Below are 16,649 nucleotides of genomic sequence, written 5' to 3'. Positions count from 1 at the left end.
TTTTTGATTTAATTCAAAAAAAAGATAGAACCTCCCTGTTCTATCTTTTTTTATAAGACTCCTTTAAGCCTGTTTTGACCTAAAGCATATAGTTGAATCACAAAAACAAATTTTTACTTTTCATTCTCAAGGATTCCCATAACTATTTTTTCTGCAGTTATAGGTAATGTTCTTATATTTACCTTTGTTGCATTATATACTGCATTGGCTATAGCTGGTGACGGAGTATTAATTACTATTTCCCCTATTGATTTGGCACCAAATGGTCCTGTTGGTTCATAGCTACTTTCAAAATCAACTCTTATAGTACCTACATCAAGACGAGTCGGAATTTTATATTGCAAGAATGAATTATTTCTCATTCTCCCCTTTTTATCATATGAAATTTCTTCATATAAAGCCATTCCTATACCTTGAGCTATTCCACCTTCTATTTGAACTTTTGCAAGATTTTTATTTATAACAGTTCCACAATCTGCAACTGCAACATAATCTATTAAATCAACTTTTCCCGTAAGCTTATCAATTTCTATTTCAACCATTCCTACCATAAATGGTGGTGGTGAAACTGGTGATGAATTTGATTCACTAGCACTTAACATTTTACTATTACCTACATATGTTGTATTAGCTAAATCTCGGAGTGGAATTTCCTTATTATCTTCTAATGAGAAAACTTTCTTACCATCAAATTCTACATTTTCTACTGGGCAAGACATTAATCTTGCGCCTTCTTCTACTATTTTCTTCCTTAATGATTCACAAGTTTTAAGTACTGCACCACCAGTTGTATAAGTTGTACTAGATGCATAAGACCCACTATCATATGGTGATTGATCAGTATCAACACCATGAACTATTATATTATCAATATCACATTCTAAGCACTCTGCGGCCATTTGAGATAATATTGTATCACAACCTGTTCCCATATCAGCTGCACCTATCATTAATGTATAGAAACCATCATCATTTAGTTTAATTTCAACTGATGCAGTATCTATAACAGATATTCCTGAACCTTGCATAGCTAATGCTACACCAACAGATCTAACTTTATCATTTCCAAGATCTCTGCATGGATATTTATTATCCCAATCTATCATTTCTTTTGCTTTGGCTAAGCATCTGTCTAATGCGCAACTATTAGCGGTTTCATTATAGTAAGCAGGCATAACTTGACCTTCTTTTACCATATTTAATTCTCTTATTTTAACTGGATCCATATTAAGTTTTGCTGCCAGTTCACTTACTGCAGATTCAACTGCAAATATACCTTGAGTAGCACCATATCCTCTATATGCTCCAGCCCCCATTGTATTTGAATAAACAACATCAAAGCTAAACTTAAAAGCTTTTGTTTTACCATATAAAGGAATAGATTTATGACCTGATAGTCCTACAGTAGTTGGTCCATGATCTCCATAAGCTCCAGTATTAGATAATGTATAAACATCTATTGCTTTTATTATTCCATCTTTATTAGCACCAATACGTACTGTTAGCTCCATTTCATGTCTAGGACTTCCATTAGTCATACTTTCTCTTCTTGTAAATATCATTTTAGCTGGTTTACCTGTTTTAAGAGTTACTATTGCAGGGAAAATTTCTGCCACAACACTTTGCTTAGCTCCAAAACCTCCACCTATTCTAGGTTTTATTACTCTTATTTTTGATTTAGGTAATTCCAGTGCATTTGCGAGTATTCGTCTCACATGGAAAGGCACTTGCGTTGAATCTATAACATTTAATCTTCCATAAACATCAAGTTCAGTATAAGTTCTAAAAGTTTCCATCATTGCTTGGCTATTGGCTTTAGTATGATACGTTTTTTCTACAACATATTCACATTTGCTTAATTCTTCATCTACATTTCCAACTTCAAATTCGTCACATGCGCAAAGATTTCTTTTAGCATCTACTCCTACACCAGGACATAAAGCTTTAAAGTTTTCTTCAGGATGTATTATTGTTTTATTATCTTTAGCTTTTTTAAAATCTAATACTGCTTCTAAAACTTCATATTTTACCTTTATTAATTTTAATGCTTTATTAACACACTTTTCATCTTTTCCAGCTACTATGGCCACTGGATCTCCAACGCATCTTATTCTTTTATCTAAAATTAATCTATCATATGGACTTGGCTCTGGATAAGTTTGTCCTGCTGTTGTAAATCTAGATTGTGGAACATCTTTATATGTTAAAATACATTCAATTCCTGGCACTTTATTTGCTACTTCTGTATTAATATCTTCTATTAAAGCGTGTGCATGGGGACTTCTAAGTAATTTTACTGTTAAACAATTACTTGGCGCTATATCATCTGTATATACTGGTTTACCCGTTACAAGTGCCATAGCATCTTTTTTCCTTATTGCCTTATTTATAAATTTCATTCCTTAGTCCTCCTTTGCAATTTCTAAATATTTCTTAATTGCTCTAAGTTGTCCCATATATCCTGTACAACGACATAAGTTTCCGCTTAAATATTGCTTAATTTCTAATTCAGTTGGATTGACTAATTCTTTTTTCATAGCTAATACATTCATAATAAATCCAGGGCTACAGAAACCACATTGTTCTGCTCCTTGATCTGCTAGAAATGCACCAAATTCTTCTACTTCTTCTTGGATTCCTTCAAGAGTTGTCACGTGTAATCCATTTGTTTTCATTGTAAGAGTGCTACATGATAAAATTGGTTTTCCTTCTAAATGCACAGTGCATAAGCCACAATTTGCAGTTTCGCATCCTCTTTTTACACTATAGAAGCCCTTACTTCTTAAATAATCAATTAATAATATATCTACTTGTATATCGTCTTCAAATACTTTATTATTTATCCATAATTTAATTTGCATAAGTACCTCCTACAATCTCGTCTATTGCTCTATTTATAAATACTTTAGCAAGAATTTGTCTATATTCCTTGCTACCTCTCATATTGCTTTCGAATTTCACTTCTTTTATTACATGGTCTACTAAAGAATCAATTTCTTCTTTAGTTGGGTTTTCGCTAAGAATTGTTTCTGCCTTATTTATTAGCATTGCCTTTTGAGGTCTAGCCCCTAATACCACTTGCCATTTATCCTCTAACTTTGAAATTGCTACTGCAAGGACTGGAATGTCTGTTGCGCTCATTCTATGAGTTAAATATGATACTTTTCTCGCATCCTTCTTAATTATAATTCTTACTAAAATATCATTATCATATGGCATATCTTTAAATGTTGATAGCGGAATAATTCCACCATTATATAACTCTACATAAGTATCTAATGCTAATAGAGATGTTAAAATATCTGAAAACCCAAATCGAGAGTAAATGCTACCTCCAATAGTTGCACAATTTCTAAATTGTACTCCTACTATATGTACTAAAGATTTTGAAATAGCACCATTAAAATATGAGTTTAATGATTTACTAACTTCCATATCTCTTAATGTACACATACAGCCTATTTTGAAGCACTCTTCATCTTCTTCAATCTTATCTAATCCTAATTTTGATAGGTCAATAGCGGTTTGAATATTACGTTCCCCCATCTTTAACCAACCAATTCCGCCTAAAATAACATTGCTTCTCTTTTGATTCAACTCATATGCTTGTTGTAAATCTTCCGCTACCACATAATCTTTAATTGTAAACAAACTGTTCCCTCCTATATTTTACTTAGGCACATGAAAATAAATAACAAGTCCACAGTTGCCATGAATATTTTTCATCAGGCAAGGAGCAATTTGCCGACGTGAGCAGTGAACCCAAATCTATTATTTGTTGTGAATCGCTTACTCAAGAAGAGCGTTATGCGAGTCGAGCTCCAATTATAATGGAAAATAGGCTGGCAAATGGACTTGTTGTTGTTTTTGATTGTGCCTTATATTTAAATGACTCATTATTGCCTTTATATATCAAACAAATAGATAAAATTTCATCATGCGAAACTATCCACTATCCTATAATTATTATAAACGAAATTTGTATACTTTAACATATCTATGTCGTAATTAAGTGTTTAGATGAAGTTCTTATTTTATGGTTTGATAAAACAGGAACTTTAGGGCTGATATTGTTACTCAAACTATATAATTGACGAAGTAACTTATAAAAATGTTCTTTGAAAATTGAATAATATAATGTTAAAAAGTAAAAATAATATACATTTTTTACAAAAGAAATCTTATGTTACCATCCCAATATGATATACTTACCATTAGCTAAGTCATATTCGTAATTTATATCTACATAAAAATTAATTTTAAAGAGGGGCAAATTAAATGAGTAATAAGAGATATATCAATCAAATTCGAATCAATCCTTCAAATTTAAATAATATAATAAATGCTGTTTCTGATTACTTACATAAAACGGATTTTAAACCAATTAATATAAATGGTGAAACATTTTTTGCTAATAACACAATTAATAAATTTAATTGGGTACTATGCCTAAAATTTCGTTTTAATGGTACTGTAGCATTTATAGAAGGATGGTTAGTGGGTCTGGATATGGCGAGAGAACCAAAGTTTAATGAAGAGTATGGTATTGATAGCATGTATGGCTACCTATGGAGCCCAATAACAATGTTAAAAGCAGTAATACGAGATGTAGAAAGTTTAATCAAACAAGGAAAATAATTGTGTTTTGGTAAAAATGCCAAATCGAGTTCTTTTAATCGTAACATTCTTATTTAGCGTCACAACTGAAGAACCGAACACTTATAACAAACACCGTATTATTCAAATTTGAATTTTACAGTGTTTTTACTGCACAATTCTAAATCTGGAGGATGAATATGGTAATAAGATTTTCAAATAAAATGTTGATTGTAATTGAAAATGGACATGCAAAAGGTGATTCGAATCTTAGTTCCAGCACCTCTTGATCCTGAACCCTGTTTTTCTGTTATTGTTGATAGCACCATGGATTCATTTCTTGTGCTAAGTTCCTTTAATATATTATCGTCTATGCTACTAATCTCTTTTTCATCTTAACTTCTCCAATTCTTCTCTAGTATCAATATCCATAAGCTCTACCTTATGACTGATTTGAACTTTTTCTAAATCATCTAGGTGTTTTTTCATAATAGATTTTCCACCAACATCACCATTTAAACTCAAAAATTCATGCGTATATTTCCTAGAAAATATAGTTGGATTTCCAAGCTTGCCTTCATATTGAACACAAGCCATTCCCTTATTACTTTTCATAAATCTATCAATTAATTTTTCCATGCTTTCTAATGATATAAATGGCTGATCACATACCATAAACATATATGCATCTGCTTCCGCATCCTCATTTATACCTAGTTTAATAGAATGAGATATTCCAAGTTCACTGTTTTTATTCATAACAACTTTGATGGGTTGTTTTGATAACTCTGCTTTAATTTCTTCATATTGAGTAACTAAAATTATTTTATTAAAGTTTAATTTTAAAATCTTTTCTATCACATTCATATACATTGGTTTATTATTAACTGATGCTAATAATTTATTTCCTTTAAATCTAATACTATTTCCTGATGCTAGTAAAATTAAATTTATCTTAGTTGCTTTAACAATTGTACTGCCATCAAACAATACACCTTTTGCAATTGTTGAATCAGATTTTATTTCCAAAGTATATTTACTCATAATTTGCCACCTTATATTCTTAATGTTTATTTATATATAAATTATAATAAACTAAATCTTTGCTAAAAAATAGACTATGTTAGACTAAATTGTTAATGTATCATATTAACAACAGGTATTTTAATTTTAAATTGACTTCTAGTACTAAAATAAATAGTATTACACAACAAAAAAATCGCAAATTCATTTCTGATATGCGATTTTAAAATCTATTATATATTTTATTGATTTATAAAATGCTAATATCATTCATTGGGTTCTGAAGACCATTCCTTAACATTATCATTTATATTAAAAGCTAATTTTTTATCCTTTATATATACTATATTTTCATCAGGATATGTTATAACATCATCCTTTTCACGAGTTCCAACATCAAGTATCTGTAATATTTCTTCACTATTATTTATAAACTTATGTCCACAATCCTTACCTGCTGGTGCTGAAATAACGTCACCTTTTTTTATTAATATCTCTTTTCCATCTATTCTCAGTATACCTTCTCCACTCATTATTAAATAAAACTCTTCCTGTTTTGAATGCGCATGGTATTTTACACTTTCACTTCCTGGTCTTACATAATCTATGTTTACATAAAACTTTTCACAACCAATTGCTTCACCTATTAATATTGTCTTTAATTTAGTATTAAAGTTAGGATCATACATATATTCCTCTGGAATATCATTAATATTCGATATATTTTTCATTAAACTCTCCATTCAAATTCCTCATCATAATAAATTTTCTATTTATTTATAAATTTCCTTTTAGTATTGTTAATTAGCTTTTCTATATCGCTTTCATCTCCAAAAAGACATGCTTCTATTCCATAAAAAGTTTCTCTAAAGTCTCTATTAAATTTTATATCATCGTATTTTCCATACATTCCGATCATAAATTTTTTCATTCTCTGCCACTCCAATATCAACGCCAATTCATACTAATTTAGGAGGTTGTCGCAACTACAAAATTTTAATTGCTACACCCTTTACAAACATTATGTATAAAAATAATCACAAATCCAATTTTATAAATAATGTAATTTTATAATCTGTTATTTATTTTTAATGATTAATAATTTAAGTGAATCATAAATTAATTACAGTTAAAATTGTCATTAAAATTATAAAAAATATGGATATATTTCTTCCGACCTTTGCATAATAATCTTCTTTGTATTTATGACCTATAAAAATTGCAATAACAAATAAAATTGTTGAAATAACCATAACTGGGAATCTCACTCCAATAATCTCTAATATATTTTCTCCAATACTTTTCTCACCTAAAGAAGTAAAAGAAAATATTATAGAAAATATAGAAATTATTAATGCTGATGTTCCTATTCCGCTTTTTTTTGTATCAATATTTTTTGTCTTTCCCATATTCCCCTCCATTATAATAATTAACCTTGATTTAACAGAAACTTTCAAACTAATTATAGCACATATGTAAATATTATACTATTAATTCAAAAGAACTCTACATTCATATATTACTTCGTACTTAGTTACTATTACTCAGATTACCTTTATCATTCATATTCAATCTGCAATCCTAAAGTTAGCATTTCTTCAAAACTATCAATAACATAATCATATTCTTTAACATTTCCAAAACCATATCTTGCATATACAAATGGAATTCCTGCCACTTTTGCTGACTCTCCATCTCCATTAGTATCCCCTACATAAATTGGACTTTTTAACTTATTTCTTTCTATTATAATTTTATTGTTTTCTCCTTTTGATAATCCTGTTACACCTGAACATTCAAAATCATCAAAATACTTGTCTAATTTATGTGCTTTAAAAAAACATTGTATGTATCCATCTTGGCAATTACTAACTATGAACAATTTATATTTTTCAGATAATGCTTTAAGTATTTCTTCTAATTTAGGGTATAACGTTCCTCCATGTTCTCCTAAATAAACTTGTTCTGTTTCGCAACATTCTTTCATTAACTTCATTTGAAAAGCTTCATCTAAATCTGGAAATAATTTTTTGCCTATTTCTTTTATTTGAAGTCCCATACATCCTTCCATATCAGCAGGCGTTATTACTTTTTCTATGTTTGAATGTTTTGATAATATAGTTTTCCACGCACCACAAACTCCTTCTATTGCATTCCAAAGAGTTCCATCTAAATCAAAAATAATGCTATCAATTTCCATTTCTATTCCTCCAAAATTACATTTTATTTCTACGTCAATAATTACTATTTATACATTATTTAACATACACATTATACCAAAACCTAATTTATTTGTAAAAATTTATAAATACAGTCACATATATCAACACTATTGACTAAATATAAAAAAATCAAATCTTTATTCTAATTTATTTTATTGTAAAATCTATTTTATTATATTGAATACACAACAAAATAGTATTATAAATTATTCATTTAAAAAAGTAACAGTTGTAAAAAGAAAATAATACAATAAATGAAAACACTTATACAAAGAGGAAGCTATGGAATTCAACGGATGGAATAGTTTTGAGGATTTAGCGAGAGCTTGTGGATATACTAATTGTCATAAGGATAGTGATAATACAAATAACCATAATGCAACAAATAATTCTTGTAATATTGGTTGTAGTGATATACCCAATGGATTTCAATCTTTAAATCCCGAGTTATTTATTATAATAGGGGAAATACTTGGAAATATAATAGCTGGAAATATTCCTTATAATGTTCAAAATGCAGTCGGAAACTGGCTGGAGCTAGTTGGTCAAGCGATTTTAACATTTAATGCTCAACAACAATACTTTCAAAGTGGACCAGGAAGATATTTTAATCCAAAAAATTATAATGTTAACAATTCATTTTGCAGCACTACTCCTACAAATACTGCTCAGAATAATTATTCAAGTGCTGATGGTAATAATTCAAGCAAAAATAAAGAAAAAAGCTCAAATTCTGATTCTAATATAAAATCAGCTAGTGAAAATAATGCTGATAAAATAGAATCGCTAGAATTACGTATAAATCAGCTAACAGCTGAAATAGAGAAACTCAAAAATAAAATATCTTTTAACAATTGAATGAAGATTAATAATAACTTTCATTGAAATATCTTACCTAAGAGCTGTTATTTAATAACTATAGGTTTGTCCCCTTTATCAACAACCTGACCAATAACTCTTGCATATGTAGTAAATTCTTCAATTCTTGATAAGAATTCTTTAACATTCTTCTCAGGAAGTGAAATTAAAAGTCCACCTGATGTTTGTGGATCTATTAACACATCTTGAAGTTCTTGTGTAATATTTGATGCCAAAGTGAACTTATCTTTTAAATAATCAAGATTATTATACATTCCTTCAGGTATAATTCCCATTTTAGCATATTCTAGTGCTCCATCTATAATAGGTACTGAGCTACTAAAAATTTCTATTGTCTTATTACTTCCAATTGCCATTTCATAGCTATGACCAACCAAACCAAAACCAGTTATATCAGTGCATGCATTTACAAAAAGTCCAGAGGTACATTCTTTAGCATACTTATTCAATGTACACATTATAGATGTAACTTCTTTAATTTTACTTTCAGTTAGCAATTCTGCTTTGGACGCAGTATTCATTATTCCAATACCTAATGGTTTTGTAAGTATAAGTACATCTCCAGTTTTTGCATTACTATTTGAAAGTATTTCATTTGGATGTGCAAATCCAGTTACACAAAGACCATACTTAGGTGTAGGGTCTGCTATAGTATGACCACCAGCAATTACAGCCCCTGCTTCCTTAACTTTATCATATCCCCCAGCAAGTATTTCCCTCATAATTGATATATCTAAACAAGAAGGAAAACAAAGTAAATTCATAGCTGTTGCAGGATTTCCCCCCATTGCATAAATATCACTAAGAGCATTAGCCGCTGCAATTTGACCAAAAGTATATGGATCATCAACCATTGGTGGAAAGAAATCTACAGTTTGAATTACTACTGTATTATCATTAATTTTATATACGCATGCATCATCATTAGTTTCAAATCCCACAAGCAAATTGGGATCTTCAAATTTAGGTAAACTACTTAAAACGTCATGAAGAACTCCAGGCCCTATTTTAGCAGCACATCCTGAATTTTTAGTTAAACTGGTAAGTTTTATATTTTCTGACATATAATATGTTTCCTCCTTAAAATATCAGTTATTTATTTTTTTTATATATAATTTTATACCGTTGTGAATATCTCACTAATCAATTTTAATTATCTATCTCTTTGAATTTCTTAAAGTGTGATAACCTTTGAAGCTTCCTTCATGCAATTTGTTATATCATACATATTACTTACTTTCCCTACTTTTAAGTTTTCCTCAAGACCATAAAAATTAAGACATGCTCCACATACTAATATTTCAACACCCTTTTTTTCTAAATATTTCAAATGCTCTACAGCTTGTTCATTTAATGTAGGAACTTTTACTCCATCATTCATAAATAAAACTGATTTTGGTAAGTCATCCCCTTCTGAAATTGTATAAAAGTACATTTTCATTAGTGACTTTCCAAGCTCTTCATTACCTGCGCCAATAATTTCTTTACCTATAAATACTGACCAGGTTCCTAAAGTATTTTTATTTTCTTCTAATTTATCTAATATTTCATTACACTCTTCACATTCATCTTCACCGCTAGCTGCATCTGAAGATTTTGAAAAATAAACTTTAAATATTTCATTATCTTCTTTTAAATCTGTTATAAACCCTTGACTATTAGCTAGCTTCTGAAGATTTTGAACAGCTATATTATTATCAACTTCAACTACAAATCTGTTATTTCCACCATCAATTTCTTTCTTTGCCATTATTACTGGCATTGGACAATTCTTGCCTTTTGCATCAATTATTTTATTCATTTATCATTCCTCCTAAATATAAAATTGCTTCTAATACTCCTCCACCAATAGATCGAGCTTTATCTGAAATTGTAAAACAATGATTTTTTTCACATCTTGGATCAATGTCTCCACTTTTCATTCCTTTAAAGACATTGACATCCTTTTGAAGCATTCCACGTACTATCCCATTTATTTCAGCAAAAATTGGAGTTTCATTAATGTAAGCAACTATATCTCCTTTTTCAACATAATCACCAATATTAGCTATAGGTGATATTTTACCCTCATCGGTTGCTCTAATTATTCTTTCTTTAGTATGTCCACCAATATCTCCTGGGACTCCAGTATTAGGTATAGCACTTCCACTATATATTGTCTTTCCCAAATAATGTCCTCTTTTAGTTTCCACAACACAATGGCAATCAACCCCTGCTGTAAATCCTGGTCCAACTGCAATTACAATTTGAGCATCATTAATATTTGTTCCTAAATTTTTCTTTGCTATTATGGCATCAATTATTATATCAGGTTTAATTTCATCTACAATTTTAGCCTCTTTATCTACTACAATTGCAATGTTTCCATCTTCAATAATCCTATTAATATCATCTTTTTCAGAAGCAAGAACTGCCTTTATTCCTTCAACTTCTACTTCTTTGTCATATACAGCTTGTGAAAAGGCTACAGTTCTCCTTACCATAGTTGGTTCTGAAATTTCTGTCATAACTATATTAAACCCACATTTTTTTAATCTATGCGCAACTCCTGTAGCTAAATCTCCGGCACCTTTTATTAGTATCATAATCTGTACTCTCCTTAGTTCAATTCTTAACAATTAAAATTTATCTATGTTTCAACATAATATCAATATTGTTACACAACCTTAAAATGTAGCTTGAAATTTATATTCTTTCTCTAAATGTTGTTAATATTAATTCATTTACTCCTAGTTTAGAAAATTCACATGCAATATTTTTAGCTATTTCCAAGCATTCTCTAGTGTCTACTTTATTTACAATAACTTTATAATCACACTTTACATCTTTTTTTTGTCCTTTATCACTCAATAATATTTTAGCAATATCACTTTCATTAATAATATGTTCTTCATTTATATTTAAAAATGTTGAAACTAAATTTGGTCTATGGCATATTTCCTTAATGCTTTTTCCTATTGCATCAATACCACATACCCCTACAACGAGATTACTTCCATCAAGTATTACTGGTTCATGAGAAGCTGGCATTTTTAATGGTAATCTTTTTGCTCCATCAGCTTCAACTAACACAAAATCAGCTAATTCTATAAGACTTACAGCCATATTTCCAGGTAATCCACTTATTTTTTCAAGTTTTACTTCTTCACTATTATGTAATGTTTTTTTATTTTTCAATTGATTATATTTAATTTTTGCATCGTTCCCATCACATAACATTCCAACTGTAATCATATTTTCACTATATAATAATTTAATAATATCATCTTTTTTTCCTGTAAGCACCACATTGCTTTTAACCATAAACATGTAGGTAGTAGTAGTTATAATAACTTTTTTACCTAATTTACTTAATTCATTTCCTAATTCATATATTAAACTTGTTTTGCCCCCGCCTCCAACAAATGAAATTATATTTTTTTTAGTAATATCTATTTTTAGTGCTTCTATTAGTAATTTTTTTTCCTTTATTTCTCCATTACTAAACTCAAAAACCTTCATATTTTCAACCTCATTATTTTAAAATTTAACACACTATAAATGGACCAAATTTTGTATAACAAATCTCAAGCTTTCTGTTATATATTTTCTCCATTATACCTACAAACTTTTTCTCATAATCTTCAATTCCACAATCAATAGTATCTACTATTTTATTTTCATTTAATATTACTATTTTATCTGCATATCTTAAAGCTAAATTAATATCGTGTACTGTAATTAAATTTATTAAATTATTTTCGTTAATAATTTTCGTAAGGAATTTAAAAAAATCATGTTGTTTTACGTAATCTAAAAATGTATTCGGCTCATCTAAAAGTATAATATTAGAATTTTGAATAAATACTCTGGCTAAGTAAACTAACCTTCTCTCTCCGCCGCTTAATTCGCCTATAAGCCTATTCTTTAGATGATATATTTTCAATTTTTTAAGTGCTTCATTAACCATTTGGTAATGCTTTTCACTTGGCATATCAAATAATCCAAGGTAAGGTGTAATCCCCATAAGAATAATATCTTCTACACTATAATTTTTACTTGTATGTAGATTTTGTGAAATATACGATATTAATTTGCCTCTTTCCTTATTAGAAATCTTTAATATATCTTTATTATCATAAATCAATTCGCCACTTATGGTTTTTACAAGCCCAACCATAGATTTTAGTAATGTTGTCTTTCCAGTGCCATTCAATCCTAAAAGAATAGTAACTTCTCCTTCTTTAAGTAAAAGATTAATATTATCTAATATTGCTTTATCTAAATAATTAACACTTAAATTCTTTATTTCTAAATCACTTTTCATCTAATAAGATTTTCCTTTCGATTAAGAATATAAACTAAGAATGGTGCACCTACTAATGATGTTAATATGCTTACTGGAATTTCTGTTGATGTTATACTTCGTGCTATTGTGTCTGCTATAATCATTATAATTGCTCCAATAATCATAGTTAATCCCATTACCTCTGATATGTCATCCTTAGTATAAAATTTTACTATATGAGGAGCTAATAATCCTATCCAGCTTATAATACCAGCAACTGAAACAACTGCTGACACTAAAAGGGTTGCTGAAAATATAGCTATCATTCGGATAGCTTTAACATTTATCCCTAAAAGCTTTGCTTGTTCATCTCCCATTGTAAGAACTTTTAATTTCCATCTAAGCAAAAATAGTATTATTGTTGATATAGCCGTAAGCACTGCTACATAACTTACATTACTCCATGAACTATTATAAAAGCCTCCCATAAGCCAAAAGTCTATTGATGGTAATTCTTTATATGGATCTGCCAAATACTTTATAATCATTAAAAAAGATGATGATATAGCTCCAGTTACAATTCCCGCTATAATAAGAGCTAATACTCTATTACTTCTCATGTTTTTAGATAAAATTAATGAAAAAAGTACAGCACCTATTCCAAAAATAAATGCCATAACTTGAATCATAGCTGGTGATGCTACTAAGAAAACTATTGCAATTGCAGCACCTAGTGAAGCTCCAGAGCTTACTCCAAGTACATCTGGAGACACTATAGGATTTTGAAATATGCTTTGATAAACCATACCAGATAATGCTAAAGCTCCACCACATACTGAAACTAGTATTACTCTTGGAAATCGTATATTCCAAATTAAATTAAATTCCATTGAATCAGTATTTCCATAAAAAATAGTATTTATTATTTCTAGTGGCTTAATATTATATCTACCAATTAATAGTGACACAATTACTGCTATTACCAAAACAATACTACTTATTATAGTAGTATATCTTAATTTCATAGTCCAATTTCCTCATTATTTACTTCTAATTTAAAATATTTCTTATAAAAAGCTTTTGAGTCTTTTTCAAATTCATCTTTTGTATATTTCTCAGGATTAATATTATTTGTCATCCAAAGAACTCCTAAAATTGAGGATGGTGTAGGATAATCCCAAGGTTCTAAAACTGATGGAATTACAAAAACTTTATTATTTTTAATTGCCTTTACATCTTTTAATCTTGAATCTTTAAGTACATCTTCTATACTATATTCAGCATATTCTACTATATAAATGACGTCAGGATTGTAAGATAATAATTGTTCCGCTGATATATCAACCCAGTAGCCATCTTCAAGTTTTGAAGTTACATTATTTCCACCTGATACATTTATCATATAATCTTGATACATTTTTGATGTGCATGTTCTTAAAACACTACTACTTCCTGCCAAATATACATTAGGCTTATTTACAATGTCTTTGTTTAACGTCTTTGCTTTATCTAAATTATCATTATAGTATTTAACAATTTCATTAGCTCTTTCTTCTGCATTAACAGACTTTCCTATAAGTTTTACACATTCTAAAAATGAATCTAGTGTTTCTGGTTCTATAGCAATAACCGGAATATTAAGTTTTTCAAATTTAGGTATAAATTCTTTAAGCCTAGTTGGAATTATTACTAAATCCGGCTCTAATTTTGCGCATTCTTCTACATTTATAGTTTTTGACGGACCTACTTCTGGTAAATTAAAAAATTCAGTTGCAGCTTTCTTATAAAGTTCCCTATCTTTAGATTTCATTTCAACTCCTATAACCTTGTCCTTAACACCTAAAGCAATTAACAATGAGGTTGAAATTGTATAACTTGAGACAATTTTATTTACATCACCTTTAATTTCTACTTTTCTTCCTAATTGATCCTCAACAGTAATAGTTTTATTGCTAGTACCTGCATCTTTTGCTTTTTCATTATTACCACATCCAATAAAAGACGTTGTAATAAACATAAATATCAATATAATTGACGAAATTCTTTTTAATTTTTTCATAAGTTTCTTTCCTCCTCATTAATTATAGAAATTATATTATTGCATATATCTTCTCTGGATTCATAGTCTATATTTTCTATGTCTATAACCAAAGTATCTTCTCTTCTTTTAATATAGTCAATAAATTCATCATTCATTTTCCTAAGTACACCTATAACAAATTTATTATTATCTAAGCATTTAATTATTTCTTTTTTAAACTTATACGCTTCTTTTTCCAAAAATCCAATTTCATCCAAAAGTATAATTTCAGAATTTAAGTCCTCTACACTTTTCTTCAATAATATTAACACCTATAATTTCAAATGTTTCTACTATAGGAATCATTTTATAGTCTTCTATTTTAACTGAAATTGGCTTACATATATTTTCATTTTCCATACATCCTTCTATGTAAAAGCCTTGTTGTACATTATTTATATAATATGGTAAAGTTCTATATCCTGAATATGATTTATTTAATTTATCTAAAATATTATTTATTAATGTGCTTTTCCCACACTTAATTAATCCTGTTAAAAATACGTTTTTAATCTTCATACTTAACCTCAACAATTTAATTTTATATGTTCTTCATAATTATTTTAAGCATTTAATATGTTATCACTTCATCAAATGTGAATCAACTATAATAATTGTTTTTACAGAACCTTCTTTCCTTCTAGTGCATCTAGTTCTTTATCTATTTTTAATATTTGCTTATTAACATTACTACTATTTAAATTATCATCCCTTCTCTGCAAAAATTCTTCGAGTATCTCTTTGTTATCAGAACATAATAAATGATAACTTTCTACAAACGCATCTTCGATAGCTTTTTCTGATATAATTTCTAAAGTTTTTTTAAAGTCGAAAAAAGCACATAATCAGAGAGTTTCATCTGTTTATGTGCTCCTAGTTTTTCAGCTCTATTTACATGATATGAAAAAATATATTTTACATTTTTTACTTGATTCTATAACACTTGATTTTTTTTACAAATGTATTTCTATGCAATTTATACGTAAACATTTTCATTAAAGTGTTTGTCATTTTATCAATCACAAATCGCACCTTTTTAATAACAGTATAACTTTTGATTTTTTGTACACAATACGCTTTGTAGAAAATGACTTTTTATTGCATAAATATCTAATCATTAACTCATATAATTTAAATTACCAATCACTTATGCATATTATTCCTTAAATTCTCATTTCTGTTACAACTATGTGAATATATGCAAAGCATATCCTTAAGTTTTTTAACATTAACTTCTTTTTAATTCAATATAAGATGAATAAAAAAAAGTATTATTGTATATAATAAATATACAATAATACTTTTTTATATTCTACTTACTTTATGTAAGTAGTATCTGAAAATAGACAATTATTTATTTAATTTATAACTAATTAATGACCTGCTTTGTATGCTACGCTATAATTGTCACCACTATTTTTAGAATTACAATTACATTCACAACTAGGCATAAATGGTGTCCATGATGCAGTGTATGTGCTACTACTTCCACTGTTGCAATAACAATGACATCCTCCCATTACCATAGTTTCTTCTGTTTCTGGTCTTCTGTTTAATGGATTAACTATTTTCATATTAAAAA

Annotated in this window: 20 protein-coding genes; 2 read left to right on the top strand and 18 right to left on the bottom strand. The window is 28.6% G+C overall.

All coding sequences use genetic code 11. From position 1 onward, the window contains the following. Nucleotides 1–113: 113 nt before the first annotated feature. Genes psyc5s11_RS04375 through psyc5s11_RS04365 form a run of 3 tightly spaced genes read right to left on the bottom strand, consistent with a single transcriptional unit; the run spans nt 114 to nt 3,651 of the window. Nucleotides 114–2,399: a xanthine dehydrogenase family protein molybdopterin-binding subunit gene (locus psyc5s11_RS04375; RefSeq protein WP_224036416.1), complete on the bottom strand. Its 2,286-nt coding sequence runs from the start codon at nt 2,397–2,399 to the stop codon at nt 114–116. A gap of 3 nt (nt 2,400–2,402) precedes the next feature. After that, complete coding sequence (locus tag psyc5s11_RS04370; protein ID WP_224036415.1) at nt 2,403–2,861, bottom strand: (2Fe-2S)-binding protein; 459 nt, start codon at nt 2,859–2,861, stop codon at nt 2,403–2,405. Then, nucleotides 2,851–3,651, bottom strand: coding sequence for an FAD binding domain-containing protein (locus psyc5s11_RS04365; protein ID WP_224036414.1), 801 nt, complete (start codon nt 3,649–3,651; stop codon nt 2,851–2,853). The genes psyc5s11_RS04370 and psyc5s11_RS04365 overlap by 11 nt, the downstream gene beginning before the upstream one ends. Nucleotides 3,652–4,278: 627 nt before the next feature. On the opposite strand from psyc5s11_RS04365, the gene psyc5s11_RS04360 reads away from it, so the two are divergent. Next, nucleotides 4,279–4,638, top strand: coding sequence for a hypothetical protein (locus psyc5s11_RS04360; RefSeq protein WP_224036413.1), 360 nt, complete (start codon nt 4,279–4,281; stop codon nt 4,636–4,638). A 348-nt stretch (nt 4,639–4,986) separates the two neighbouring features. Here the strand turns inward: psyc5s11_RS04360 and psyc5s11_RS04355 are convergent, their stop codons facing one another. The 5 genes from psyc5s11_RS04355 to psyc5s11_RS04335 form a co-directional block, all read right to left on the bottom strand. After that, nucleotides 4,987–5,640, bottom strand: coding sequence for a nucleotidyltransferase family protein (locus psyc5s11_RS04355; protein WP_224036412.1), 654 nt, complete (start codon nt 5,638–5,640; stop codon nt 4,987–4,989). Between the two features lie 245 nt (nt 5,641–5,885). Beyond that, entirely contained in the window at nt 5,886–6,350 is a 465-nt protein-coding gene (locus psyc5s11_RS04350) for a cupin domain-containing protein (protein ID WP_224036411.1), read from the bottom strand. A gap of 38 nt (nt 6,351–6,388) precedes the next feature. Then, nucleotides 6,389–6,550 carry a hypothetical protein gene (locus psyc5s11_RS04345; RefSeq protein WP_224036410.1) on the bottom strand — a complete coding sequence of 54 codons (162 nt, stop codon included), beginning with the start codon at nt 6,548–6,550 and terminating at the stop codon, nt 6,389–6,391. Between the two features lie 181 nt (nt 6,551–6,731). Beyond that, entirely contained in the window at nt 6,732–7,028 is a 297-nt protein-coding gene (locus tag psyc5s11_RS04340) for a hypothetical protein (RefSeq protein ID WP_224036409.1), read from the bottom strand. Nucleotides 7,029–7,177: 149 nt separating this feature from the next. Further along, entirely contained in the window at nt 7,178–7,819 is a 642-nt protein-coding gene (locus psyc5s11_RS04335; RefSeq protein WP_224036408.1) for an HAD family hydrolase, read from the bottom strand. 304 nt (nt 7,820–8,123) lie between these two features. Between psyc5s11_RS04335 and psyc5s11_RS04330 the strand changes: the two genes are divergently transcribed. Beyond that, on the top strand, nt 8,124–8,699 hold the full coding sequence (locus psyc5s11_RS04330) for a hypothetical protein (protein WP_224036407.1): 576 nt from the start codon (nt 8,124–8,126) through the stop codon (nt 8,697–8,699). A gap of 47 nt (nt 8,700–8,746) precedes the next feature. Here psyc5s11_RS04330 and selD read toward each other — a convergent pair whose 3' ends face one another. The 10 genes from selD to psyc5s11_RS04275 form a co-directional block, all read right to left on the bottom strand. Then, nucleotides 8,747–9,784 carry a selenide, water dikinase SelD gene (selD, locus tag psyc5s11_RS04325; protein WP_224036406.1) on the bottom strand — a complete coding sequence of 346 codons (1,038 nt, stop codon included), beginning with the start codon at nt 9,782–9,784 and terminating at the stop codon, nt 8,747–8,749. A gap of 110 nt (nt 9,785–9,894) precedes the next feature. Beyond that, on the bottom strand, nt 9,895–10,521 hold the full coding sequence (gene yedF / locus psyc5s11_RS04320; RefSeq protein ID WP_224036405.1) for a sulfurtransferase-like selenium metabolism protein YedF: 627 nt from the start codon (nt 10,519–10,521) through the stop codon (nt 9,895–9,897). Next, nucleotides 10,514–11,305 (bottom strand): selenium-dependent molybdenum cofactor biosynthesis protein YqeB, encoded by a 792-nt coding sequence (gene yqeB, locus psyc5s11_RS04315; RefSeq protein WP_224036404.1) that lies wholly within the window; start codon nt 11,303–11,305, stop codon nt 10,514–10,516. Before yqeB ends, yedF begins: the two co-directional genes overlap by 8 nt. A gap of 100 nt (nt 11,306–11,405) precedes the next feature. Next, nucleotides 11,406–12,221, bottom strand: coding sequence for a selenium cofactor biosynthesis protein YqeC (gene yqeC / locus psyc5s11_RS04310; protein WP_224036403.1), 816 nt, complete (start codon nt 12,219–12,221; stop codon nt 11,406–11,408). Between the two features lie 25 nt (nt 12,222–12,246). Beyond that, nucleotides 12,247–13,026 carry an ABC transporter ATP-binding protein gene (locus tag psyc5s11_RS04305; RefSeq protein ID WP_224036402.1) on the bottom strand — a complete coding sequence of 260 codons (780 nt, stop codon included), beginning with the start codon at nt 13,024–13,026 and terminating at the stop codon, nt 12,247–12,249. Beyond that, nucleotides 13,023–14,012, bottom strand: coding sequence for a FecCD family ABC transporter permease (locus tag psyc5s11_RS04300; RefSeq protein WP_224036401.1), 990 nt, complete (start codon nt 14,010–14,012; stop codon nt 13,023–13,025). The genes psyc5s11_RS04305 and psyc5s11_RS04300 overlap by 4 nt, the downstream gene beginning before the upstream one ends. After that, entirely contained in the window at nt 14,009–15,046 is a 1,038-nt protein-coding gene (locus psyc5s11_RS04295; RefSeq protein WP_224036400.1) for an ABC transporter substrate-binding protein, read from the bottom strand. The genes psyc5s11_RS04300 and psyc5s11_RS04295 overlap by 4 nt, the downstream gene beginning before the upstream one ends. Further along, the gene (locus psyc5s11_RS04290; protein ID WP_224036399.1) at nt 15,043–15,327 is read right to left on the bottom strand and encodes a nucleoside-triphosphatase; all 285 of its coding nucleotides are present in this window, start codon (nt 15,325–15,327) and stop codon (nt 15,043–15,045) included. The genes psyc5s11_RS04295 and psyc5s11_RS04290 overlap by 4 nt, the downstream gene beginning before the upstream one ends. Continuing rightward, on the bottom strand, nt 15,296–15,586 hold the full coding sequence (locus tag psyc5s11_RS04285) for a nucleoside-triphosphatase (protein ID WP_224036398.1): 291 nt from the start codon (nt 15,584–15,586) through the stop codon (nt 15,296–15,298). Before psyc5s11_RS04285 ends, psyc5s11_RS04290 begins: the two co-directional genes overlap by 32 nt. Before the next feature lie 854 nt (nt 15,587–16,440). Further along, the gene (locus psyc5s11_RS04275; protein ID WP_224036397.1) at nt 16,441–16,641 is read right to left on the bottom strand and encodes a CA_C0660 family putative sactipeptide bacteriocin; all 201 of its coding nucleotides are present in this window, start codon (nt 16,639–16,641) and stop codon (nt 16,441–16,443) included. Nucleotides 16,642–16,649 lie beyond the last annotated feature (8 nt).

Origin of the sequence: Clostridium gelidum (assembly GCF_019977655.1) — a bacterium.
Taxonomy (GTDB): domain Bacteria; phylum Bacillota; class Clostridia; order Clostridiales; family Clostridiaceae; genus Clostridium; species Clostridium gelidum.
This window is presented reverse-complemented; position numbering and strand designations above follow the sequence as displayed.